Below are 24,967 nucleotides of genomic sequence, written 5' to 3' on the forward strand. Positions count from 1 at the left end.
CTTTTATGAAATTAGCTTTAGCTGCCGCTCTTTTACTTTCCCTGTTTTTCGGTGCCCACGCCCAGTCCAAAGACTTCATTCTTCTGAAAAGGGGCAGTAATCAAAAGTCCCAAATCCGCTTTTACCCAGGCGAGGAAATCACTTACAAGAGCAAGAAGATGGGCTATTTTGTCACAGACCAGATCGTCAAACTGGACGATGGTTTCATTTACCTAACTGAAAACATCCTCAGTCCAAGCGATATCCTGGAAGTGGACGTCCGGAGTAAAGACCCGAGAAACCGAACGATGCGCAATCTGACGGCGCTCTTTCTCGGTGCGGGTGGCATCCTGCTCACCGTAGAAGCTGTCAACAGCCTTTATCAACAAAGTGATCTGAAGATAGACGGAGGCGTCGCGGTCACCTCCGGCATTCTGCTGGGAACTGGACTCGCCCTTCTCCCAGTCCGATACAAGACTTTCAAAAACACCACCGGATACGGCATCCAAATCATTCAAATGAGGATGGATTAATACCAATACGCTGGCAAAACCCGATATTTTTTCGGAGTTTTGCAGCCTTAATTTTCACTTAGACAGATGACTTCAGAACAACTGAAAGACTTGAAAGCCCGCACTTCGGCTTTGAGGAGGTATCTTTGACTACGATCGGAAGAAAGTAGAGATCCAAGACCTAGAGGCCGTTTCGGCCCAGGCTGACTTCTGGAACAACCCGGAGGAAGCCGAAAAAACAATGAAACAAATCCAGGCCCGTAAAGGCTGGACTACTTCTTTTGAAGACTTGGACCAAAAAATCCAAGACTTGGAAGTGCTGTATGAATTCTACGGATCCGGTGACGTGTCCGAGGAAGAGCTCAAGACCGAGTACCTCAAGGCCAAAGATGCCGTAGAGGAACTGGAGCTGAAGAAGATGCTTTCAGCTGAAGAAGACCAGCTCAATGCCGTGCTCGAGATCAACCCAGGAGCCGGAGGAACTGAAAGCAACGACTGGGCCTCTATCCTCATGAGGATGTACATCATGTGGGGAGAAAAAAATGGCTTCAAGGTCAAAGAGGTAGATGTGCAGCCTGGAGAAGTAGCAGGGATCAAATCCGCAACTCTGGAGTTTGAAGGTCCGTTGGCCTATGGATTCCTTAAATCGGAAACTGGCGTACACCGCTTGGTCCGAATTTCCCCTTTTGATTCGGGAGGCAGAAGACATACATCCTTTGCATCCGTATATGCCTATCCGGAAGTCGACGACTCAATCGAGATAGAAATCAACCCAGCGGATGTGGAGCTCCATACCTCCAGATCAGGCGGCGCCGGTGGACAGAACGTCAACAAGGTGGAAACCAAGGTGCAATTGACCCACAAGCCGACCGGAATCGTGGTGGTTTGCCAGATCGAACGCTCCCAGCTAGCCAACCGCGAGAAGGCCATGCAGATGTTAAAGTCCCGACTTTACCAGCTCGAATTGGAAAAAAGAAACGCTGAGATAGCCAAGATCGAATCCTCCAAGCTTCGCGTGGATTTTGGTTCCCAGATCCGAAACTACGTCCTTCATCCTTACAAACTGGTGAAAGACAACCGAACCGGTCATGAGACCTCCGATGCGCAAGGCGTGCTGGATGGAGGCTTGAATGAGTTTATGAAAGCCTTCCTACTTGCCCAAAGCGAAGAAGAAGCAAATAAAGAATGAGCTAGTTAGGCCGGAAATTTTCCGGCCTTTTTTCTACCGCTAGATGCCACCAAAACTTACTTTTTTCAACCTCAATTTTTTTCTTCTCTGCGTAAGCTCATTCCTGTTTTTCTCGAGCTTCAATATGATCATACCAGAACTACCCGCTTACCTAACCTCGCTCGGAGGAGAGGAATACAAGGGCTTGATCATCGCACTGTTTACCCTTTCGGCGGGGCTTTCCAGGCCGTTCAGCGGCAAATTGGCTGACAAAGTCGGCCGAAAACCAGTCATGATGGTCGGAGCGTCAGTTTGCTTCATAGTCGGGCTGCTCTACCCTATTCTCTCCTTTGTTTCCGGATTTTTGTTTCTAAGATTCGTTCATGGATTCTCCACAGGTTTCACGCCTACGGGCATCGCGGCGTACGTGGCAGACATCGTTCCCTTCCAAAAACGCGGGGAAGCGATGGGGATTCAATCCCTATTCAGCTCTCTTGGGATGGCGGCAGGTCCTGCTATCGGAGGCTGGATCGCAAGCGTCTCGACTATCGACACGGTATTTTATTGCTCCGCTTTCACTTCCATTTTTTCCATTTTGATCTTGATCAGGTTGAAGGAGTCCGTGATAGAAAAACATCCCATGTCCATTGGCCTATTCAAACTCAAACGCGATGAAATCATTGAACCACGTGTTCTCCTACCATCGATCATCCTATTTCTTTCGGTTTTTTCATTTGGCGTACTGCTTACCATCATCCCAGACTTCTCTTCCCATTTAGGAGTGAAAAACAAAGGGCTGTTCTTTTCAGTCTTCACTATCTCCTCTCTGGGAATCAGGCTACTCGCGGGAAAAACGTCTGACCGATATGGAAGAGTGGCAGTGATGAGGGTTGCCCTATTTTTCTTGATCTTGGCTATGACCTCTTTAGCATTCTCTGAAAGCAAATTCATGCTCCTATTCTCTGGAGTGATCTTCGGAGCCGCAGTCGGAATGTACAGCCCGACAGTAACCGCTTGGGTGGTAGACAGATCCTTGGATCAATTTCGCGGCCGGGCGCTTGCCACGATGTATATTTTCTCCGAAAGCGGCATTGGCTTCGGCGCATTGATCTCAGGATGGCTTTTTGCAAATGATCCGAACAATTTCAGAACGGTCTTCCTCACGTCCGGATCAATCGCTTCCCTAGCTTTCCTAGCCCTAATCTTTATCAAAAGAGATCGAAAAACCTACCTTCCGCCTCAGTAGCCGAGATAATTGCTCGCTCGGGGAATTGCCAAAATCGACTTTTGCCGTCCATTGTAATAGGTCACTTTATTGCCATCGAAAAATGCTCCCTCCTCCAACATCACTCTGACGTCCTTATTCCACTCTTTGACAAAAACAACCGCATTCAATTCGATCGCATAGCCCGTATTGGCATGGAGCGGAAAATCGCCCGCTCCGGGAGTATCTCCTTGATTGTCCCACATTCCTATGGTCGGGCCCGCCGAATGCCCATAAAACCCTAGCGGGTGGGTATAAATGCTCCCTCTGATCCCCTCGGACTCCATTTGGCTCCTCGAAGCCCTGAGAATCTCATTTCCTGTTTTTCCGGCCACATAGTTGGAGGTCAAGATATCCTGAAGTCGGTTACCGACCGCAAGAGCGTTCTGCAAGTAGGCAGGCACTTCCAATTCCCCAGCCTTTAACACATAAGCTAGCTCTTGGGTGTCCGTATTCAGCCTTAGGTAGGTGATTCCAAAATCGATATGGAGTAGATCGCCCGGCATGATAACCTGTTCATCTGGCCGAACAGCGAAGGAACGGCTTGCCTCCTCGGAAGCTGGATCTGGCCGCTGGATATCCACGGTGGGGTGAAACCAAGTATCAAGTTTCATCTCCGCGATTTTCTCCCGGTAAAACCAAACGACGTCTTCAGTGGTGGTCACTCCTGGGGTAATCACCCTATCGGAGAGGCCCTCCGCGATTATATAGTGCGCCAACTCTTGGATATGCTTGTAAACAGCCATCTCAGCGGGAATCCTAGTCTCCAGCCATCTCACTGCTAAAGTTTGCGCGGAGACCACCTTTGACCTATACTCCTCCGAGAGGTTGAGCATAAACTCCTCATGGTCGAAATGAGTCAATCCGTCCGCGTGACCATAGTCCTGGGCAAAATTGAGCCCGATCTTCTTGGGATTCTTGGAGGCAATCACATCCATCAGCGCCTTCCATTGGTCGGGCTGAGATTCTGGATCCCAAGCCCTTTTGAACGACTTGCCTACATCATATCTAGCAATGGCAAAAGTCTCCACTTTGGCATTGGGGCTTGGCTGGTACATCACCAAGATGGTGCGACGTCTGGCAGCATGCCATGTCGCCGGCAGGAGTGTCCTGATCACGGGATCTTCGTTGTATTCGCGCGACATCACGATCCACATGTCTATCCCGGTTTCGGTCATCAGACTCGGCAAGAGATTCTCAATGCGATCCTCCAGCCAAGAATCGATCACTTCGGCTTGTTCCCGTTGTGAAAGTACAGCTGGCTGCTGCGAAAAAGCCGAACCCGCAAGCAATGCGGCGAAGAAAAAGAGCGTAAAAAGCCTCATGGGATCTTGGTTGATTTGATTCCAAGATAGCTTTTAGATGCAAAAGTCAAAGCTCCGCTTACATAATTGAACTCAGTCCAGAAACCTTCTCTTTCTCGGCCATTTGTCTTTTGCTCAAAGTGGCAAATCGGTAAAGTAGCAAGGCGGCCGTTATCGTAAGCCCGATGAGCAAACCGTACCAAATCCCGTGAGCACCCATGCCCAGCGTGAAGGCAAGAAAATATCCGAGTGGAAGCCCCAAAACCCAATAGGCCATCAGGGTCACGATGGTCGGCACTTTGACGTCTTCCAATCCTCTAAGTACCCCCAGACCCACTGCCTGAATTCCATCAGAAACCTGGAAAAGTCCGGCTATAACCAAAAGCGATGCTGACAAAGCGATCACTTCGGTATCGTCTATGTACAGCGTCGGCAGGAAATACCTGAAAGAGAAAAAGATCAAGGCACTCGCCAACATGAACACTGCAACCATCCCGAAAACCACAAGGCCGGCTTCCCGCATCGCTTTCATGTCACCTCTCCCAACTTGGTTGCTGACCCGTATCATCCCCGCAGTGGCGAGGCCTGTGGCCATCATGTACGAAACAGAAGCCAAATTCAACGCGATCTGGTGGCCTGCAAGCGCATTCACTCCTATCCAGCCCATCATGATCGCCGCAGTGCTGAAAGCGGAAACTTCAAAGATGAACTGAAACCCGGTCGGAATTCCGATTTTCAAAATCCTAGAAATCATCGGGAAACTGGCTCCAGGCAGAGAAAGTCGAAAGTGGTATTTTTTGTACCTAGTCGAAAAGAGAATATAACTTCCCATCATGAGCATCATCAAAATCCTGGAAACCAATGTGGCGACTCCAGCGCCATTCAGCCCCATCTGTGGGAAGCCGAATTCCCCCCAAATCAACACCCAGTTGAGAAAGACGTTGACCAGATTGGCAAAAATGGTAATGTACATCGCTTGCCTAGTCTGGGAAAGTCCCTCCGCCATCTGCTTGAATGTCTGAAAAACCATTAGAGGCAAGAGGGAGGCAGTAATGATCAGCAAGTAGGGCACAGCCAAAATCACCACTTCCTCGGGTTGGTTGAGAAAATGCAAACCTTGGGACAAGCCAAGCACTACGGCCGTCAATAGCACACTCGTGACGATATTGATCCACAGACCATGACTGAAAAGTCGGGAAATTCGCTTGGACTTCCCCTTCCCGTCCGCTCGGGACACCAGGGGCGTGATTCCCATGGAGACGCCAATCCCAAACATCATGATCACGAAAAATATGCTGTTTCCCAGGGAAGCTGCCGCCAAGGGCAAGGCTCCGAGTCTACCCACCATCATGCTGTCCGCTACGCCGACCGCCACCTGTCCCAATTGACTCAGCATCACGGGATAGGCAAGGTGAAAAGTGGTGTTGATATGGTTTTTGACCGTCATAGCATTTAATATCCTAGAATCCGCGCAACTTTCAGTATTCCGGCCACACTGATACTGTCCGTGATTTCACCCCTCATTACCATTTCCAAAACCTCCGAAAATGGAAGCTTTTTGACCTGAAGAATCTCCGTTTCCTCAAATTCCGTGTCACCCTGCGTCAGCATTTCAGCGAGGTAGACAATACCTACTTCATCCGTCACCGAATTTGACGTGTGCACCTTCATGACCTCAGTCCATTTTTCGGCGCTTAGCCCCGTCTCTTCCCTTAGTTCTCTCTTGGCGGATTCAAGCAGATCCTGCCCAATCGGCCCGCCTCCCATGGGAATCTCCCAGGCGTATTCTTCCAAGGTATAGCGATACTGACCTACCAGCCAAGTGTTTCCGTCTTGGTCGACGGGAATGATGGCCATTGCCCGATTTTTGAAATGAACCTTCCCATACACGCCCACTTTCCCGGCCGGGTTGAGGATGTCGTGGTGCTCAAGCCTGATCCAGGGATTTTCGTAGAGCGATGTGATTTTGAGGGTTGTCCAAGGATTGTCTGTCATGGTAATTCAAAAAAAAAAAGGGCGGTAAAGCCGCCCTTGATCTGTATTAAAACCTTGCTTATGCAGGGATAGGGAGCACTTTGGAGTCTTTAAAGGTAGAGAGAATTACCATGGATTGCATGGAGTCTACTTCCTTGATTTCCGACACTTTCTCAAGCATCAATTTTTGATAAGCGGTAATATCCTTTGCGATGATCTTCAGGATAAAGTCGCCTGTACCTGTAATATGGTGGCATTCTATGATTTCTGGGATCTCGTTGATCTCTCTCATGAAGGCATCAATGTTGCCCTTGTTGTGTCCAATCAGGCTCACCAAAACGAAGGTGCTCACGCCCAAACCTATTCTTTCCGGATCCAGCTTGGCATGGTAGCTCTTAATGATGCCGGACTGCTCCAACTTCTTAACTCGCTCTAAAGTAGGCGCTGGTGAGAGTCCAATATCTTTTGACAACTGGGCATTGGTGATTTTTGCATTGGCCTGGAGGATTTCCAGTATCCTGCGGTCTATTTTATCGAATTTGATTCTTACGCTATTGTCCATGATATTCCGTTATTACAAAATTTTATGTTGCGCAAAATTAATATAATTGATGAATGTTTTAAATCGATTTAACGCTTTTTGATGAACGGAAATCGAAATTTTATTGACCTTTTAAAGGCTTTAAAGAAAGAATCCTTCTAAAACTATTTGTCGTCTTAAAAAAATTCAAATTATCTCCTGTTATAATTTGGTAGAACGCAGGGAATTTGATTAAAGTTTATTCTTTTTTATAAAATCTCTGGCTTCTTTATGAGCGGGGTGTTTTCGCTTCGCATACTTTTTCACCCGGTCAAAGTATTTTCTTGCTTGTGCTTTATTTTTTGCCGCAGTTTCTATTTTCCCAAGCTGTATCAGCGAATGCAGGTAATATCCGCTCTCCTGTGATTCGGATTCTTCCCCATAAGCTACTGTCTTGAGGTAGTATTGTTTGGCCATAGCCCGATCACCTACCCGATAATAATACTCGGCGATGTAAAAAGCCGCATATCTACCGCTATTGGATTCATAGCCAAACTGTCCCTTCTCAATTCTATCGAGGATCTGGAAAGATTGCTCCACAGATTCCGTCCACTGCCCTACCGCATAGAGATGCCTTGCATAGGAGCGATGGAAATAGGGATTGTTGGGAAACTTGCCATGCAGGTATTCAGAAATCCTGAGGGCATCGTAAGGGCGCTTTTCCTCTGAGGCATAGAGCCTGAATAGAAAGTATTGCGCTTCGACCCTGGTGTAAAACGCATTTGACGCGACCGTCTCCAGCTGTTGAAGTCCCAATGCTTTGTTCCCTTTCGGAAAAAGCGCCATCACGGGCTTCAGCAGCGGATAATTCTCCGGAATCCAGACTGAGAAATAGTTGAAGAGGGCATCGCCTAAAAGCAGCTCTGGGTTAAATTCCTCCTCTCCCCTGCTGAGCTCCATATACTTCAAGGCATTTTTGCCAGCCCAAGCCGCTTTCGTCCAGCTTTTCCGCTCGCTGTACAATCTCCCCTGAAATCCATAGCCAGCTGCCAAAAAGAAAGCCGCCTCCTTGTTCTTGGGGTCTTCGTCAAATATCCTCTCTGCCTTCTCATTTGCCCGGTCGAGATACTGGATGAAAATATTGTCGTATCTAGTGTTGGTCACGTCGACCTCGATCCGCCACCAATACCCCAGCGCCATCAAAAAATCAGGCAGTGGATGATCCGGATACTGGTACATAATCACGGTAAAATCACGCTCAGCAGTAGCAAAATCAAAATTATACATGCTGTTGATCGCCTTGGTAATGCGATATTGGAGCCCTTTGTCAAGCAACAGATAGCCCGAGGGATTTGAAGGGACGACGGGGTCTCCCGCTTGGGAAAGGACAGGGCCCGCCAAAGCGATCATCATCAGACTCAACACTGCTATCCTTATTTGCTTACTCATTACTTTGTTTTCGTTTGGAATTCAAAATTAAGGCGAAATCCAAACAAACATTTAGATTTGGTTACTTTAACAAATGAATATGGCAAAACCTGCTTCACCGATTGCACAACGTCTGGAAGAGCTGATTGATTTCGACAAACGCGTTTATTATTTCCTCCTCGTGCTTATTTTTTTGGTAATCAGGTATTTGACCAACACGCTGGTATTGGAATCCATTCCCGACTACGAAAACCTAGACCAACAGGGCGGATTGATGTTTTTCCACATCTTCAACATGCTGAACTACTTGTGGACACCCTTTTCCCTGCTTTGGAAGTTTACCGTTATCGCTTTTCTTTTTTGGTCAATCGGATTGATGATCGGGTATAAGGCAAATTTCAGGCAACTTTGGCAGTTTGCCCTGGTCGCAGAAGTTGTTTTCGTCTTTCCTGAACTACTTCGCCTCCTTGTTTACATGAATCCTTCGGGGAGTGTCACCTATTTTGACATCCAAAATTTTGAGCCCCTTTCTGCGCTTTGGATAGTCGGTCCTAGTAATGTCGACGTCAAGTACCACTATCCCCTTTCGGTGCTGAATATTTTTGAGTTGATCTACGGCGCACTTTGGGTATTGGGATTTCATTCGATCAGCAGGAGAACGATCGAAGAGAGTACGCTGGTGGTGTTGATCGCCTACTTTGTGCCGCTGTTTCTTTGGCTGGCATTTTACATCGGGGCATACCGATAGGCTCTGCTCCTGACAAATTCGCCCGAGCAGACCCCTTCGCCAATTCGCAGCTTCTGGCATTGTCAAAAATCAAAAAAAGACCAAGTCATAAACCTGGCCTTTTGAACCCACTAACCCAACTATATACTAAAACCCAAGTCCAACGGTCATCGCGACCGGGCTAAACGTCAAATCCGAAAGTTTGGTAGCCGCACCCGTGGTCAAATTGACACTGTAAACGCCCGAAGCACTCCCGGATGTCAATACAGCGAAAGCGCTCCCCGAATGTCCACCGATATCAAAACCGTTTTGCGCGGTAATTGTTATGCCGAGTGAGCCTACTGGCACTAGTACGCCATCATTAGGCGGGATCTGGGTAAACAGCGATCCGGTCATGTGATCAACTACAAACAAGGTGGTGGTTGTTGCTCCGGCAATATTATTGGCATAGGCGGCACCAGATACCATCGGCATCCCGGGGTTCAGTCTACCATCAGTCGCCACCACTGTCCCTAGGTCTGGATGCAGTCTCAGATTTTGGCCAGTACTGGTGACCAGCCTTATTCTGTCTACCGTGGGATTGAAGTCAAATCCGGCGATATCCCCCTCCATCATGGGCATCAATGGATTTCCGATCGCAGTCAGCACACCGCTGGAAGGATTTACCGAATAAAGTTGGCTGTTGGAGGAGATTGCAAGCAGCTGCCCGTTCGCAGGGCGAAAATCTAGTCCGACTATTTTTTCTCCCATGCTGAGGCCTTGAAGCTCAACCATGGTCGGCTGTGGATTCATCGGATTGAAGCGATACAGCATCCCTCCTTCGTCAATAGCGTAGGCCACAGGATTGGTTTTTAAGGCCAAGCTAATCACAGGTTGGGAAAACACACCGACCCAAGATGCCTCACCACTCGCAAGGTCGATGGAATACAATCGGGTATCAGTCGCAGATCTGTTTACAGCGAGGGCCAGTGAATTGTCCGCTAGTATATCCAGGTCTACTGATCCATCCAAGTCCACCCCGAGATCTCCAACCTCCATCAAGCCCCCATCGTTAGGTGGCACCTGCTGGTAGAGCTTATCCGTCGCAATGTCAATGTCAAAAAGGACTGTGGAACTCGCTCCCGAAACGCTATTGGTATAGGCTACGGCACCTATCACCGGATTTGTACCTCCATTTATACGTCCATCTGTGGCGACCACTGCTCCAGTCTCGGGATGCAGCCTCAAATTTTGACCGCTCTCGGCGACCAGTCTTATCCTGTCCACCGTGGGATTAAAATCAATAGAAGCCATTTCCCCTTCGATTGCAGGAGTGAAGGCTGATGCTCCGAGCGGTGTAGCCACACCCGAGTTTTCGTTGATAAAATAGATGCGACTCAACGAACTCAGCGCGTAAAGTTGACCAGTCGCAGGACGGTAGTCAATCGAAATAAGCGATTCGCCGGAGCTAAGCCCAGTGATGTTTACTGTAGCTACGGGAGCGCTCAGATTTCCTTCTTCGAAATACAGAAGTTGATTCCCCTCTGCCAATGCAGTAAAGTTTACTTCCGGGGTCATTCCTGGCATTTCTACCAAAGGTGGATTTTCCTCTTCATTACAGGAAAAAAGAATAGCAGCACTCACCGCCACGGCAAATGCAATCGGATGAAATGATAGTTTTTTCATGGTCGCAAAGTTTAGTCTTTGCGGATTTACGAAGTCGGAGTCCACATTGGATTGCGGACTATTGAAAAAAACAAATGACCTGTAAATAATTAGATCGTCCCAAAAGGCCACCTGACAAGCCCGCCAGAAAGATTATTCACTTTTTCAGATCCCAGCTCGGACAAAATTTCACAAGCCTGGCCACTTCTGCTTCCACTTCTACAGTAGACTAGGTAGGTTTTGTCTTTTGGGAGATTCCTGGCCTGGTTTAAAAAATCCGGATTTCGGATGTCGAGATTTCTGGCACCTTCGATCTTTTCTGATGAAAACTCCACGGCTGTCCTGACATCCAGGATTTCAGTATCAGGCTTGAAAGCCAATTCTTTAAAAACAGCGGCTGGGATGTCTTTGAATTTTCTCGCTGTCGTGTTAAAAAGGCTGAACATGGTAGAACTTGAATTCACAAAGCTAGCTGATGTGCATCCATGAGTTCAGTAACATTTGTCACCCAACAGGCACTGGACTTCATCATATTCATCCGTTACCGAATCTCTTCCGGGCTGGCGCCATTATTTGGAAATTAGAGCGACATTAGTTCCTTGCCGATGATATAGATCCCCATGACTAACACAAACCATCCAAAACCTGTTTTCAGAGCCTTTTCGTTGATTTTTTTGGAAAGAGCGCTTCCAATAAATATCCCCCCTATTGACAAAGCGGTAAACACCAAGAGCAATTGCCAATCGATCGATTGGGTAGAAACATCCCCCAAAAATCCGATCAGGGACTTCGCCGCAATGATCAAAAGTGAAGTACCCACAGCCATCTTCATCGGTAGTTTTGCCAGCAATACCAAAGCCGGAATAATCAAGAATCCTCCTCCTGCACCCACTACCCCAGTGACCAGGCCCACAACTGAGCCCTCCAGAGCTATCATGGGAAAATTGAAGCGTACTTTTTCATTTTCATCACAATCCACGCATTCTTTGTTGCGGATCATGGAGATCGACGCCGCAAGCATGATCAAGGCGAAAAAAACCATGATCCCAACGCTCTTAGAGACTGGACTTTCTCCCGCAAAAAAAAGAGGATCCGGAAGCGCGAGCACGAGGTACTTTCTGGTCAGGAAAACGGCAACAAAAGAAGGAATCGCAAAGACCAGAGCCGTTTTATAATTGACCAAGCCCTTTTTCATAAAAGTCCCGGCTCCAACCAGCGACGTGGATCCAACCACAAAAAGCGAGTATGCGGTAGCCAGTAGGGGATCAACGCCCAGAATATAAACCAAAACCGGTACTGTCAGGATGGATCCTCCACCGCCGATCAGTCCCAAACTAACTCCGATCATTACCGCCGCCGCAAATCCCAAAAGGCTTACAATGTCCATTTCAATGCATTCTGTTTATGCTACAAAAGTAAGGAGTGGCCTCCGCCAATGGCGGTAACAATTGTTACAATTCATAAAAAACCAGAGAGGACTGCATGACGATCCTCTTTGCCTCGGACACATTCACAAACCAGTGGATAGCTTTCGTACCTGGCGACAAAATCTTAAATTAGTGAAAATCAAACCGCAATGATCGTCATCGTCCCACTGGACTTCTCCGAAAACTCATTGAAGGCATTGGATTTTGCCATTTCCATTGCCGACAAACGAGATGGCAAGATAACCCTTGTCCATGTGCTCAATGTTGCCTATGACTTTGCTTCGCAGACGGCAAACATTCTCGAGTCCATGTATATTGACGGGAAAAAGCTACTAAAAGAGACCTTGGATCGATATTCTGGAGCAGAAGTTGAAATGGACTACGAAATCTTGGAGGGGAATCCATCGATTAATATTGCAAGACTAGCAGCAGAGCGCGAGGCCACGCTTATTGTCATGGGGACTCAAGGAGCGAGCGGCATTAAAAAGAGCCTGGTAGGTTCCACGACCGTAAGCGTGGTACGGGAGGCAAATTGCCCAGTGCTTGTCGTCCCTGCCCAGGCTGAGATTTTACAGATCAAAAAAGTGACACTTGCGCTGGAATTTGCAAACCATGAGGAAAAATTCATTGACTGGATAGTGGACATGACCCGTCGTTGGGGGCTCGGATTGGAGATACTTCACGTTCAAACCAGTGCCGATTTCAAGGGGAACTTGGCAGTCTTGGGAATGGAGGGATATCTTCAAAAGAAGTATCCAGATACCGTAGTAAGAATCCATACGTTCTACGCCAGCAGCGCTTCACAAGGCTTGGAACTATACCTCGATGAACATGACCATATGATCCTGGTGATGTGTCACCAGCACAAAAATCTCTGGGAGCAGATATTCCAAAAAAGCCAATCCATCGAAATGGCTTACCATACCCGAATTCCTCTTCTGATTATGAATTGACGTTATCTCGCGATCAATTCCTCAAAATCATCCCGGATATAGATAATGTTTCGGCCAAGTTCTATCCATTTTTTCTTTTCCAACTGCTTTAACAAACGCGACACGACTTCCCTTGATGTTCCCAGTTCGTTGGCGATTTCCTGGTGGGTGGTATGCAGTTCGTTGGCTTTGTACTGCTTCATTTTTGTCACCAGATAGCGCATCAAGCGCTCATCCATACGCTTAAATGCAACCGCATCCAAAGCAACCAGTAGTTCCTGAAAGCGACGTTGATATGTAGTGGACACAAAATCCTTCCACTGCCTGAAATCCTCCGAGAACTGCTCGTGGGTTTGTATGGGAATGAAAACCATCAAGGCGTCCTCTTCAACCACCGCCTTGATCTCGCTCGGTTTGGAAGCCGAACAGCAGGTAAGGGAAAGCGCACAGGTCTCTCCAGGATCGAGGTAATACAGGAAGAGTTCTTTTCCATCCTCGTCCATCCTCAGGATTTTAGCCGAGCCCTCTAGAACGAGCGGAACCGCTTTGATGAATTGTCCTGGCTCCATCAGGACCTTTCCCGCAGGCAAGGAAATGACTTGACCCGAGTTCAGGATGGCTTTCAGCAGATTGGGATCGGTGAAGTTGGGAAAAGCTTCCCGAAGTTGTTCAACTGTCATTGTTTTTGGGTATTCACAAAAGTCGGTTTTCCTATTAAGCAATGTAGTGATAAATGTCACTGAGGAAACCCCATGTCCTTGTACCAGAATAACTCTTTTTATTTTCCCAACCATTCGTTCGCCAAAAAGGAAGTCACCCAGATCGCAAAGCCATTTTTACAAGGTCTCGTATCCTGGATTTTGTACTAAAGTTCCCGGCTCAGCCACCTGCAACTCATTTCTTGGTATTGGAAATATCTTTCTGAAATCTGGCATCCCCAGGACTGCCTCCGCCCTATCAAACCTCACCAAATCAAAAAAACGGTGACCTTCGAAAGCCAATTCAATCCTCCTCTCCTGAAGCAACGCATCGATAAAGGCATCCATGCTGGCCAAGGTCGTAATCGGGCTGATGCTAGCCCTCCCACGGATAGTATTAATATCTGTAAGTCCGCTGTTCGGATCTCCTGAAATCATCGCTGCAGCTTCTGCTCGAATTAAAATTATCTCTGCCAAACGGAATATTTTTGTGTTGTTTGCATTGGTTCCGTCCGTATACTTCAGGGTCCGGTTGGCATTTCTAGAGAAGCCATAATAATTCGCACGTTGATCTCCTGCCTCCGTAGCCCGGATCAAATCTTCATCTAGGTTGTATTCGTCTCTCCCTATGGTGTAGTCATTGAAGGAACTCTGATCTTGGTCGTTAAACTCCAAGTCAAATATCGTTTCATCCGTGATTTCGGTGGTATAGTACAGTTCATCCAAATCGTCTACGAGGGCAAATCCACCCTCTTCGATGATCTCATCGGCCGCGGCTTTTGCTACTTCATAGTCTTTCTGATACAGCGCAACCCGGGCTCTCAGGGCCAAGGCCGCGTAATAGTTCATTGTTCCCGGATCCATGGATTCGGAAAGAAGCGAAAGAGCCAAATCCAGATCTTTGTTGATCTGTGCATAGGTCTCCGCAACAGTACTTCTAGGAATTGCCGGAATCCGATTGAAATCGTTTTCCGGAATCGGCAACAACAACAATGGAAGCCCAAATTCGGAACTTGGGATATAATGTTCTCCAAACACCCGTAGCAGATCAAAATATGCCAAGGCCCTCAAGGCATGGGCTTGCCCAAGTACATCCTCTTCATTGGCGAAATTGGGATCATCCAGCCCAGGAACACCCTCAATCAGCAAGTTGGTCGAATTGATCACCCGGTACATCACTGGCCAGGATTCCGTGACAAACACATTGGTGAACGGAACTGTCTTCTGATCAATCTCAAATTGGGAATCGTAAAATCCCTGAAAAATTGCATTATCGGCGATCAAATCCATGTTGAGAACATACTCCACACCGTAGTAGTAGTCATCTCCCATGATGCTATACACCCCATTGAGAATGGCATTTGCTGACGCTCCATCGACCAAGGCCATACTAGAATCCAGGGCGTCCTGAGGCTCCTGTTCCAGCACGTTACAAGCCCCCAATCCAAGTATCACCGCTAATATTGAAACTGTTTTTTTCATGATTTCTTAAGATTAAAGCCCAATGTTGAAGCCAATGGAAAAACTCTTGGTCTGCGGGTAAGTTCCAAAATCAGCTCCCGCCGCCTGTGGATTCCGTGAATCCTGATTTACTTCCGGATCCAAGCCCGTATAACCGGTGAAGGTCAGCAGGTTTTGTCCCTGGATATAAACACGGAATTTACTCAGACCTATTTTTTCGACCATCTCTGGTGAAAAATTATAGCCCAAAGTCACGGTTTTCAACCTCAAAAATGATCCGTCTTCCAGCCATCGGGTAGAAAACTCTCTCCAGTTAACCGAACTGAGGGAAGCTCTTGGGATTTCAGCTTGATCTCCCGGCTCCATCCAGCGCTCATCGACCAGTTTGTGGTTGTTTCCGTCCGGCAAAGGAAAACCCGTTCCGATACGTGACCAGCCGAGGTTTTCGTACGACGCTCGGCTGTGATTGAAGATTTTGTTTCCCACCACAAACTGAAAGAACAAGCCCAGATCGAATCCTTTGTAGCTCAGGTTGTTGTTCCATCCACCAAAAAAATCAGGCTGCGCATTCCCTACAATTCGTCGATCAGCGGAGTTGATAGCTCCGTCATCGTTGACATCTACCCACTTCATATTTCCTGTTTGGGGATCTACCCCCTCGTGATCAATCAGGTAAAATGTACCAATCGGATGGCCTTCAGAAAGAATATGGGAGTCATTGACAATCTGATCATCCACTTCCAATTCCAACACTTTATTCCTTACCTGAGAAATATTGAAAGAACTGTTCCAGCCCAGCGGGCCATCCAGTACCACCCCTCCCAGCGTCAGTTCAAATCCCCTATTTTCGATTTTGCCGATATTTTCGGTAACGGTGGTAAAACCCGCAATCCCAGGAATCAGACGGTTTAGAAGCAGATCGTCAGTCGTTTTTATGAAATAATCCGCTGAAAGCATTATCCGGTCACCCCAGAATCCCATGTCCACACCAAAATCAAATTGTGCCGTCGTCTCCCAAGAGAGGTTGCTGTTGCTCAATTGAGTGGGAACCAAGCCTGGGGTCTGGCGATAGGCTGCCACGCCAAAAAGGCCCCTCGAAGCAAAGTCTCCTATGCCATCCTGATTTCCCGTGATCCCGTAAGACACCCTCAATTTCAAGTCCGAAATCAGATCCTGTGACTGCATAAACTCCTCGTCCCCCATTCTCCAGGCAAACGATCCGGATGGGAAAAAACCAAAGCGAAAATTCTCGCCAAACCGGGAAGATCCATCAGCTCGCCCTGTGAATGTGAACAGATATTTGTATAAATAGGAATAGTTGACTCGCGCAAAATAGGAGGCCAAGCCCCAGTTGGTTCCATTGGTGGACCCGGCTGTAACCCTGGAGGCTACCGCGAGATTAGTAAACTGATCATTGGGATAACCTTGTGCCGTGATATCAGCGAATTTTCGGTTTGATTCCTGATAAGACAACCCCACCACCGCCGTCAGGGAATGTCTTTGCTCAAAATCCCTGGTATAGGTCAGATAGCTTTCTGCCAACCATGTAAAATCCTGAGTTGAACCATAGGTTCCTTGACCGTTGTAATCCGAATTTTGGGACTCGCGGGATATGATCGGAGTATAGGATTCATCGTCCAAATTGGTATAGTCGATAGACATGGAGCCCCTTAGCGTCAACCCCTCTGACAAGGTTGCGTCGCCGTAAACTGTTCCCAGACTTCTTACCGTCCGCGTAAATCGGTAGTACTCATTGGCTATCAGCACGGGATTGTCCAGCATCCACCAGCCAAAGTAGCTAAAAGGATCCGCGTAGCTTCCATCCTCTTCATAGACCGGCATCATGGGATCTCCGGCAATGGTATTGATCACCACACCGTAGAGTGAATTGTCGTTGATGGTCCGATCCTGTATGGTGCGGTTCAAGTTCAAATTAGTCCCGACCTTCAACCAACTTTTGACCTGAGTATCCAAATTTACTCTACCCGAAATCCGCTCAAAGCCAGTTCCCAACTGCACTCCTTCTTGATTGAAGTATGCCAGGGAGGTGTAGTATTGGGTATTCTCTGTCCCACCCGATGCTGAAATATCATAGCTCTGAATGGGCGCATTTCTAAAAATGGCATCATACCAATGGGTATTTTGAAGATCTGGATCTGCCGGATCCATCCCCCAAACATCCGTGATGTTATCGTACCCATAGCTCTCTCCTGCTCGGATATCCTGACGAATGGCATCGTTCATCAATTCCAGATATTCCCGAGAGGAATGCATCTCGATTTCATTGGTAATGCTCTGGACACCATATAAGCCATTGATCTCTATCTTAGCCTCACCGGTCTTTCCCCTCTTGGTAGTAATCAGAACTACCCCGTTTGCGCCCCTGGAGCCGTAAATAGCCGTTGCTGACGCATCCTTCAGGATTTCTATAGATTCTATGTCACCGGGATTGATATCCGCTAGGGAGTTCGTAGACTGGCCACCCGAGAAAAGACCCGATAGATCCTCCGAAATAATGGGAATCCCATCGATGACATAAAGCGGCTCGCTGGATGCCGAGAGGGAAGTATTCCCCCTGATTTGCATGGTAATACCGGCACCCGGCGTTCCAGAAGGTGAGGCGACAAATACGCCCGCGGCTCTGCCCTGCAAGGCATTGTCCAGAGACGCCATGGGGAGTCGTGCGATTTCCTCCCCTTTTACCGATCCGACGGAGCCTGTGAGATCCCGTTTGTTGGTCGTACCGTAGCCTACCACCAAAATTTCTCCCAAGGTGGTCTCATCCACCTCCAATACTACCTTAATGGATGTGTTATTTCCGATCAACACTTCTTGGGAGAGAAATCCGACAAAAGAAAACACTAAAATATCCTCTGGATTTCCTTCGATTGAAAAATTACCATCCACATCAGTTATGGTCCCCTTGTTCGGATCGGACTTCAGGAACACATTGACACCGGGCATCGGCAAATTGTCCTCTCCCGAGATCACTGTCCCCGTGACCGACTTGTCTTGTGCTTGAATCTCTCCCGACAACAGAATCCATCCAAGCAATACAGTAAGTAGCGTGAGTTTCATGCGACATCAATTGGTTTAGTTTATAAAAAAGTCTATATGAACACAATACAAAATAGTTTATTTTTTACATAAACCACTCATTATCAAGGTCAATACTTTAATTTTTCAACAAAAACAGGTCAAAAATACCTCCTCTTTGAATTCTAATTTTGCCGCAAAAAAAAACGTTGAGTTCAAGGTTCTCTTGAACTCAAAAATGAAAAAGTCCAAAGAAAACTGGCTGAGTTGTCCGAATAACAACTCCCGAGCGGGATTCCCAAATTGATGTTAAGACCCGCCAAACACACCCTTTACCAAACGTCATCCTTTATCCTCAGATCCACGGCAAAAACGCAATCAGAAAACTAGATCCTTTTCTCGATAAAATCTCTGATCGCCGACTCGATTGGCCGTATGTCCTCGCGGTCTTGAAGGGACAAATAGATGTTTCCGCCGAGATCTGCGGGCATCTTCGCTCCCTCCTCCAATATGATTAGGACTTTGTCCCTCCCTTTGGCAGCGGTAAAAAAACCAGCCTCGAATACTACATTGTCCCTAGGTGCTGCTTTCATCTCATTTCCCTCCAACTGATCATCTTTTGTAAAAAGGAAAATCCCTCCGCTGCACACTTTACTTGCCGTCTCAATTTCATCTATGATGATTCCAGCCGCGGCAAAATCAATCTCCCAGTTTCTGACCTTGATCCCAAGTCTATCCCTCAAGAAGGCGAGAACCGACATGGCAGTGTTGCGAGCTTTGCTGCTGTATCCCAGAAAAACATCAGACCTTTGGCTGACCTGGTCGTTCCAAATGCCAAAGCGCTGAAGGAAGGCGGAATTTTCTACCCAGTCCGCATTAGCATCGGTAGGGATATAGTGGATGGGGTGCCCAGCACCTGTCCAGGTTACCCCTCGATCGGCCACACCCCGCTCGGCCATGATGAAAAGCGGTAAATTCAAGACTGTGGCAATCGCCCCTTCGATCTGTGCATACTCACTCACGATACGCATTCTTGCACCTTCTTCTTCCTCGATCTCCCATCTCGGAAAGGCGATGACCACAGCTCCAACACACCTACCCATAATTTCTATCAGGTTTTGAAAGGACCAAGAGAGGTAGGCAGCGGAGCCTTTGTGAAAAAACATCTCTGGCTCGAAGCCCTGATTTTCAATTTTCTTGATCACAGCTTTTTGGATCTCCATCCTCCGAGGATCCAAGATTTCCGGATTTACGAAACTGACAAATATCCTTCTTTTCCGATTCATGACGATTTGAACTTGGGTCTAATAAGGCATATCAGGATATGCTGAGGCCATTTCTCAATTTATCCAGCTCCGAGAAAATTTTCGTTCCCTCATCGGCTGAAGACAGAGCTAGGCCCTTCAGCAAAATATCCAAATGCTCCAGCTCAGCTTTTTGGTTGGACGGGCTCCCCGCAATAGCCCAAAGCTCTTGGTATGACTTTTTCACCTTTTCGGCTTTGTTTTCGCTAAATGAAAGGATCAGCTCGGACAGCATCAAATTGGACTCGGCAGCATAATCCCAGAAATCCTTTTTGGAACTTGTGGAAGAATTTACCGAATTTTTATACCTAGAAATGAGCTTTGCCAAGCTCAACTTTGCCTTCCCTTCGACAAAATCCAAGCCCTCCCCAGTCACCAGTTCGTGAATTCTACCTAATTGCAGGCAATTGTTGACCGCGTAGGAATCTGAAAAACCTTTGATTTTGGCGGCTTCAAAATACGCGTTCGCCGAATTGAGCAGCGTCTCTGTAAAAAGCACCTGTTCTTTGGATTTCAACAACATGAGTTTTCTTTTGTATGCACTCCCCAGAAGACTATACCGCTCAGAAGTCTTTCCTATCGCCAGCAAGCCCTGTAGCTTTTGGATAATGTCGTCAATAGTAACTACCAAGTCTTCCAACTTCTCCCCACTTTGCAGCCGCTCAACTAGGTATTTGCCCGCAATGTTGCAATACTGTTCAATTGCTTTAAAACTAAAGCCAGCTCGCTCGTTCAGAAACAACTGCTCGTAGGACTTCTTGCACTTCGCATAATCCCCCAACTTGGCATAGACATCCGCCTGGTATTCGAGAATTCTGTCACTCGAAAGGTTAGCCTGCTGAAATCCCTCCTCTAGCTCACTGAGCCGCCTCTTTGCGACCTCGGGTGTCACATTCTTGGACTCCAGCTGGAAGCGAAGATTATCCAATTCGATCTCCACTTCCTCTTTGAGAAAGAAGCTTTTTCCTGGTTTGCTACCCGTCAATGGGCCATCGATCTTATAGAAAGGATCGCCGTAGCATTGATAGGCTCCCCAAGTGTTGGTACGGGCCTGATGGTTTTCGTAAACGTACTTTCTAGCCGACTTCACCGCTTCACCAAAAGCCGAGCCGCCAAGAAAGCACTCGTAAAATCTCTTACAGAAATCGAAGGCGGCGCTATCGTCCACAGCCCAACCCGCCACGATGACGGCCTTCACGCCAATTTCGATAAGCTGGGTACCGATATTTGCCGCCAGCCTGTTTCTATTGTGTGTCATTTCCTCAGAGAAAGCATCTGTATGGCCCAGGTAACAACAGTTTACAAAAACGAACTCCGGTACTTTGCTCAATTGGGCGATATCACTTGGAGTCAGGAAATAACCGTCGCCAATCACCATTCCAGTGGGCTTTTTGGGGTCGGCATTGAATACGCCGTGTCCTGCAAGGTGGATGATTCTATAGTTTTGGGTAAAGAGCTTCAGGATAATTTGGGGTGCCGAATTGTTGATTAGCACTTCCGATGCGAAGCCCGCATCTTTCAGTTTTTCTGCCACATGGCTCGCCTCCCGCTCCGCTCCCTTTAGCTGGCTCATATATCCTTTCAAGTCGGGATCGCCAACCACAAAGGCCCTCTTGTCTTGAACGGTAGTCGAAAGCCTTCGGAAATTGGTGGTCGCCAGCTGCCTGACCATCCCTGAGTGGATGCAAAGTGGCATGCCGTTCAGATCTTCTTGGAGCATCTCCCAAGGGAAGTTCGCAGTTCGTTTGTCGAGCACCCAGGTGATGTTGTTTTGGCGCTTGAGATCCTCTTTGAATTCAAAGGGGATCAATTGCTCAAACATGGTTTTCGCAATCTCGGGCTCGTATTGATTTCGACGCGTCATGTCCACAAGCAGACTCTCAATATTTCTGACGTTGGTCAAAAGCGGGATTTCTTTTTCGCTTGCCCCGTTGGTAGCCAATGCCATGCGGATAGTTCTGCCAAAGCCTGTCTTGGACTCCTCGTCGATCGTCTCCTCGGTCACCTTGATACGTGTCCACCAGTCCGAAGTATTGTCATGTGGGATTCTTGACAAGCGTCCAATTTTCGGATTCAGCCAAAGATTGGGTACGCTGATGTTGAATTCCCGGCTTTCGTCCTGCTCGAGGTTTTTAACCGTCCTCAGTATGCCAAGCGCGCGATCTTGGTACAGTTCGATAATTTCGATTTCCTCGATGACCTTCACCTTGTTGTTGTAGGTCTTGCGAATATTACGGTTGGCATCCTGAATCCCCAAGATAATCGACCTGATGGAGGTATCACTGGAAAAACCGCCATAGGATGTCGCCAACGCGAGAATAGAGATGCCAAGCGTTTCGGTCTTTTTGGGAGCTTCTTTTTCTTTTGGCTGGGTAGTATCGTCATCGCGGATATTGCGGATCGTAAGGTATCGCGCCACTCCCTTGGAAACGGTCACCATCATCTGAAATGGTGTCAGCTCGCCCGGGACGCCAAATCCCACCACCACTGTGCCCTTGAATAACTTCTCCTCGGTAGTAATGTCCTTAGTCAAGACAATCTGATGAGTGCCGACAGGTCCGGGATAGAGTCCCAGACTCAACAGCCTCGAAAGCTCTCCTCCGAGCTTACCATCAATGACTCGCTCTGTAGTCAAAATGGCGTCAAACTGGAAATGCCCAGCCAGCACCGGGTAGTCAGCATAGGTGAGATCTCCATGACAGACCTTAACTTGGATCGGAGCTTCGTGCTCCCGCTCCTCTCCCTCTCCACCGATACCCAGCAGCGTTGCCACCGTATTCTGCTCACTGATATCAAAAACCTCCTCTTCCTTGGCAGGAAAGCTTTTTTCATCACCCCGTCCAACAGGAAGTGCATTTTGGAGACGGCCCGTTTTACCCTGGGTCAGGATGTCCTCGATTGCCCCAAAGATTTTCTTTTCTGCCGAAAGCGAGCCGTGGGTCACATTCGCATAGTATAGGTGCTTAGACTCTACGATCCCTTTGGGTATGCCACTTTCCCAAGTCACACTTTCATCGCCACGGTTTGTTTGATAGAAATGGAGTTTTTCATCCTTGATTTCCAGATCACAAATCGTCGATTTTTTCTTGCGGCTTTGCCCGGCGATGTAATAGATATTTTCGTAGCTGATCTTACTTTCCTGCTGGAGGATCAGCTCTTGGTATTTGCCAAAAGTCTTCAGGTCACTGTCATTTGGAATCGGCCAAGAATCGTCTCCCGAGGCTTTGCGCAGCTTTTCCCAAAACTTCCTGTCGGAAAAGTCATGCTTGCCCGACTTGTTGATCGGAAGCAGCGCGAGGATGCCGGGGAAATTGACAAAGACGCTCATCAAGTCCTTGGAAGTATTGGTGATGTCTATTTTGCCCAGTAGCTTGATGATTCCGTCCCTGCCGAAAAGGACGTAAGGAATCCTGTATGAGCCACCCAAAGGTGAGCCAAGGAATAGAATCTTGAATCCGGGTCGATCATTCAGTTGCTTGTAAGTATCAGGATGATAAAGAATAAAATCCCGGATCAGCACCCCTCCCATGCTATGCCCAATCATCTTGATGGTTTGCCCGAGCTTCATCAGTTCGAGGATTTTGGTATTCAAAAGCTTGGCATTGCCCTCCATACCGAGCCTCCAGTCAAATGGAAAGGCGACCACATCGTAGTTTTTGCTTAAATACTCACCCAGCTTCTCATAGGAGGTTTTGATCAGTGAATCCGCTGAAATCCCATCAATATCAGAAGGAAGCAGGTACTTCAAATCCCCGGTCAAAAACCGGGTATATTTTATCCAAAGCAAATCCTGGCTGTCTCGCAGGTTGGATCCCATGATGCCTGGCAACAGGATCAAAATCGGCTTCTTGCCGCTGATGTCTGTTCCCTTGTACACTCCCCCTTCCAGAAACAAGCCACCACGTTCTTGGCTCCGGTAGTCACCCCGGAGGAAGGTAATCCCATCCGTTCTGCTTTTGCCAGCAAACTCCTCAGGGTTGCCAAACAAGGCAGCCTGGATCATCTTTCTTACCCTCGGCGTCTTAAAATATTTGATGTGATCGATCTCGCCGGTTTCCTCCATATACAGGAAGACGTTGCCGGGCTTTCGCTTTGCGCCAAATTCCATACTGGCGGTATCCACTACTAGGTCGTTTTTACCCCGGAAAAAGAATTTGCCCACGAGCACGACGAGGCTCTTCAGCGAAACACTCAACTCACTGCTGCCTGCCACCACAATCAGCTTGGAATTAATCTCCAAAGCTGTTGCTTGGTAATTGAGGACCTTGATAAATGGCGACTCGGGATTCATGGATTCCAGTCCGGGAAGTACGGCGACATCGTCTTTGGTCTCGATCGACGCCAACACCAACTCCTTCATCGTGGCAAATATCGGATTGGATACGCTGCCGATGGCTGTTCCCAAAAGATTGATGATTACATTCAGGAACATATCCAGTCGCTTGGACGCGAGCGTGGTCCCATTTGCCGGACAAGCCACCCGGACGACGCGATCGACCGTGATCTTTTTCTTGGAGATCAGGTCAGCGATTTTTTGGATCGTATCGAGATCTTCTTCCCGGTCATTGTCTTTGAGGACTTTCTTTTCCGTATCTCCGAAGCCCTCTGCGTGGGAAGCAAACCGTGCGAACAAATCTCCCACCAGGCCTCCACGGGAGTGCGTTACCAGATCGAGCGTAATACCAGCTGGCAGTATTTCCAGACCTGCTAACACATTTTCCAAAGGACTGCAGGTCAGCGTGCGATGCTGCAGCGCCAACAGGTTATTTTTGCCATAGAATTCAACCATCGCCTTCCACTCCGGCGTGCCTTTCATCTCCGCAAAAGACCCCAAAGTGGAAGAGCCTGTTCCGTGGATGAAAAAAAGGCACTTTTTACCCAAGTCCACTTTTGAAAAATCGGCTAAGCCCAAATCAAAATCCTCACTGACAGAGAGCACGACTGCCGCCCCATCGTCTTCAAAGGTTTTTCCGGCATATTTCAACGCCGAATTTTCCGCCTTTGTCGCAAGCTGCCGAATACCTGGACGGATCACCTGGTTTTTCACAAAAACCTTGGCCGCTTTGATGACTACAGATTGGACCAAGCTCCTATCCTGCTCATCGGTCTCGATCTGTCCAGAGAGATATACTTCGTCTCCGTCCCCACCCCGCTTGAGTTCCTTGGCGAAAATCTGCTTGATGGATTCGGCATCTCCGAGCCAAACCGAGTTGTCCTCAAAATTCAACTCCAATACTTCATCATCCCCGAGCTCGACGATTTGCTCCGGTACATCGCTGCGAGTTGAGCTTTCGACTGTGAATATCCTGCTGATGTTGTAGTAGCCCATCGCCTGGTCTTCAGCTTGGGAAATTTCCTTGGGCAGTTCTTGGCCTCTAAGCCTGATCTTGAAAGTTGACATGATGTAAGAGATTCTTAAAAACGGTGGAAAAAACGCCGAGCCTGCCAGCCAAACTAAAAATCCTCTCCGCTCACAGGCCGATAAGTGAAAGATTCACAAACAATTAAATCTAGAAAGTTATTCGGTCGGATGCAATATGAAAATTGGGAGTTTTCAGACTTCGCAATGCTGAAATTCTGCTCCTTTTC

The 24,967-nt window shown here is 47.8% G+C and carries 18 protein-coding genes; 5 read left to right on the top strand and 13 right to left on the bottom strand.

The genetic code is table 11. The annotated features are described in order from the left end of the window. The first annotated feature begins 5 nt into the window (after positions 1-5). The 3 genes from J0A67_RS09115 to J0A67_RS09125 all read left to right on the top strand — a co-directional run bounded on the left by J0A67_RS09115 (position 6) and on the right by J0A67_RS09125 (position 2,905). Positions 6-512: a hypothetical protein gene (locus J0A67_RS09115; protein ID WP_206569001.1), complete on the top strand. Its 507-nt coding sequence runs from the start codon at positions 6-8 to the stop codon at positions 510-512. A gap of 66 nt (positions 513-578) precedes the next feature. Further along, a protein-coding gene (gene prfB / locus J0A67_RS09120) for a peptide chain release factor 2 (RefSeq protein WP_206569002.1) occupies positions 579-1,680 on the top strand; the annotation gives its coding sequence in 2 pieces (ribosomal slippage) (positions 579-638 and positions 640-1,680; 1,101 coding nt in all). Positions 1,681-1,723: 43 nt separating this feature from the next. Then, on the top strand, positions 1,724-2,905 hold the full coding sequence (locus tag J0A67_RS09125) for an MFS transporter (RefSeq protein ID WP_206569003.1): 1,182 nt from the start codon (positions 1,724-1,726) through the stop codon (positions 2,903-2,905). On the opposite strand, the gene J0A67_RS09130 is transcribed toward J0A67_RS09125, so the two are convergent. The 5 genes from J0A67_RS09130 to J0A67_RS09150 form a co-directional block, all read right to left on the bottom strand. After that, positions 2,899-4,248: a M24 family metallopeptidase gene (locus tag J0A67_RS09130; protein ID WP_206569004.1), complete on the bottom strand. Its 1,350-nt coding sequence runs from the start codon at positions 4,246-4,248 to the stop codon at positions 2,899-2,901. The two genes, J0A67_RS09125 and J0A67_RS09130, sit on opposite strands and share 7 nt — an antisense overlap. A 58-nt stretch (positions 4,249-4,306) precedes the next feature. After that, a complete protein-coding gene (locus tag J0A67_RS09135) occupies positions 4,307-5,674 on the bottom strand; it encodes an MATE family efflux transporter (RefSeq protein WP_206569005.1) in 1,368 nt (455 codons plus the stop codon). A 5-nt stretch (positions 5,675-5,679) separates the two neighbouring features. Continuing rightward, positions 5,680-6,222 carry an NUDIX domain-containing protein gene (locus J0A67_RS09140; protein ID WP_206569006.1) on the bottom strand — a complete coding sequence of 181 codons (543 nt, stop codon included), beginning with the start codon at positions 6,220-6,222 and terminating at the stop codon, positions 5,680-5,682. Between the two features lie 58 nt (positions 6,223-6,280). Beyond that, the gene (locus tag J0A67_RS09145; protein WP_026970059.1) at positions 6,281-6,763 is read right to left on the bottom strand and encodes an Lrp/AsnC family transcriptional regulator; all 483 of its coding nucleotides are present in this window, start codon (positions 6,761-6,763) and stop codon (positions 6,281-6,283) included. Between the two features lie 210 nt (positions 6,764-6,973). Continuing rightward, positions 6,974-8,131, bottom strand: coding sequence for a tetratricopeptide repeat protein (locus tag J0A67_RS09150; RefSeq protein WP_241265165.1), 1,158 nt, complete (start codon positions 8,129-8,131; stop codon positions 6,974-6,976). Between the two features lie 118 nt (positions 8,132-8,249). Between J0A67_RS09150 and J0A67_RS09155 the strand changes: the two genes are divergently transcribed. Further along, positions 8,250-8,897, top strand: coding sequence for a sulfate ABC transporter permease (locus J0A67_RS09155; protein WP_206569008.1), 648 nt, complete (start codon positions 8,250-8,252; stop codon positions 8,895-8,897). Between the two features lie 126 nt (positions 8,898-9,023). Here the strand turns inward: J0A67_RS09155 and J0A67_RS09160 are convergent, their stop codons facing one another. The 3 genes from J0A67_RS09160 to J0A67_RS09170 all read right to left on the bottom strand — a co-directional run bounded on the left by J0A67_RS09160 (position 9,024) and on the right by J0A67_RS09170 (position 11,907). Next, positions 9,024-10,541, bottom strand: a complete 1,518-nt coding sequence (locus J0A67_RS09160) for a DUF4394 domain-containing protein (RefSeq protein ID WP_206569009.1) — start codon at positions 10,539-10,541, stop codon at positions 9,024-9,026. A gap of 89 nt (positions 10,542-10,630) precedes the next feature. Then, positions 10,631-10,966 (bottom strand): rhodanese-like domain-containing protein, encoded by a 336-nt coding sequence (locus J0A67_RS09165; RefSeq protein WP_206569010.1) that lies wholly within the window; start codon positions 10,964-10,966, stop codon positions 10,631-10,633. A gap of 134 nt (positions 10,967-11,100) precedes the next feature. Next, a complete protein-coding gene (locus tag J0A67_RS09170; protein WP_206569011.1) occupies positions 11,101-11,907 on the bottom strand; it encodes a sulfite exporter TauE/SafE family protein in 807 nt (268 codons plus the stop codon). A gap of 189 nt (positions 11,908-12,096) precedes the next feature. Here J0A67_RS09170 and J0A67_RS09175 point away from each other — a divergent pair, with 189 nt between their 5' ends. After that, positions 12,097-12,900 carry a universal stress protein gene (locus J0A67_RS09175; protein WP_206569012.1) on the top strand — a complete coding sequence of 268 codons (804 nt, stop codon included), beginning with the start codon at positions 12,097-12,099 and terminating at the stop codon, positions 12,898-12,900. Between the two features lie 2 nt (positions 12,901-12,902). On the opposite strand, the gene J0A67_RS09180 is transcribed toward J0A67_RS09175, so the two are convergent. From J0A67_RS09180 to J0A67_RS09200, 5 genes are all read right to left on the bottom strand, one after another. Further along, positions 12,903-13,559, bottom strand: coding sequence for a Crp/Fnr family transcriptional regulator (locus J0A67_RS09180; protein WP_206569013.1), 657 nt, complete (start codon positions 13,557-13,559; stop codon positions 12,903-12,905). Between the two features lie 156 nt (positions 13,560-13,715). Then, a complete protein-coding gene (locus J0A67_RS09185; protein WP_206569014.1) occupies positions 13,716-15,059 on the bottom strand; it encodes a RagB/SusD family nutrient uptake outer membrane protein in 1,344 nt (447 codons plus the stop codon). A 12-nt stretch (positions 15,060-15,071) separates the two neighbouring features. Beyond that, positions 15,072-18,116, bottom strand: a complete 3,045-nt coding sequence (locus tag J0A67_RS09190; RefSeq protein ID WP_206569015.1) for a SusC/RagA family TonB-linked outer membrane protein — start codon at positions 18,114-18,116, stop codon at positions 15,072-15,074. A 344-nt stretch (positions 18,117-18,460) separates the two neighbouring features. Continuing rightward, positions 18,461-19,360 (bottom strand): TIR domain-containing protein, encoded by a 900-nt coding sequence (locus tag J0A67_RS09195; protein ID WP_206569016.1) that lies wholly within the window; start codon positions 19,358-19,360, stop codon positions 18,461-18,463. Between the two features lie 31 nt (positions 19,361-19,391). Next, positions 19,392-24,779 (bottom strand): CHAT domain-containing protein, encoded by a 5,388-nt coding sequence (locus J0A67_RS09200; RefSeq protein WP_206569017.1) that lies wholly within the window; start codon positions 24,777-24,779, stop codon positions 19,392-19,394. Between the last annotated feature and the right edge of the window lie 188 nt (positions 24,780-24,967).

This window comes from Algoriphagus aestuariicola (assembly GCF_017254835.1).
Classification (GTDB): Bacteria; Bacteroidota; Bacteroidia; order Cytophagales; family Cyclobacteriaceae; genus Algoriphagus; species Algoriphagus aestuariicola.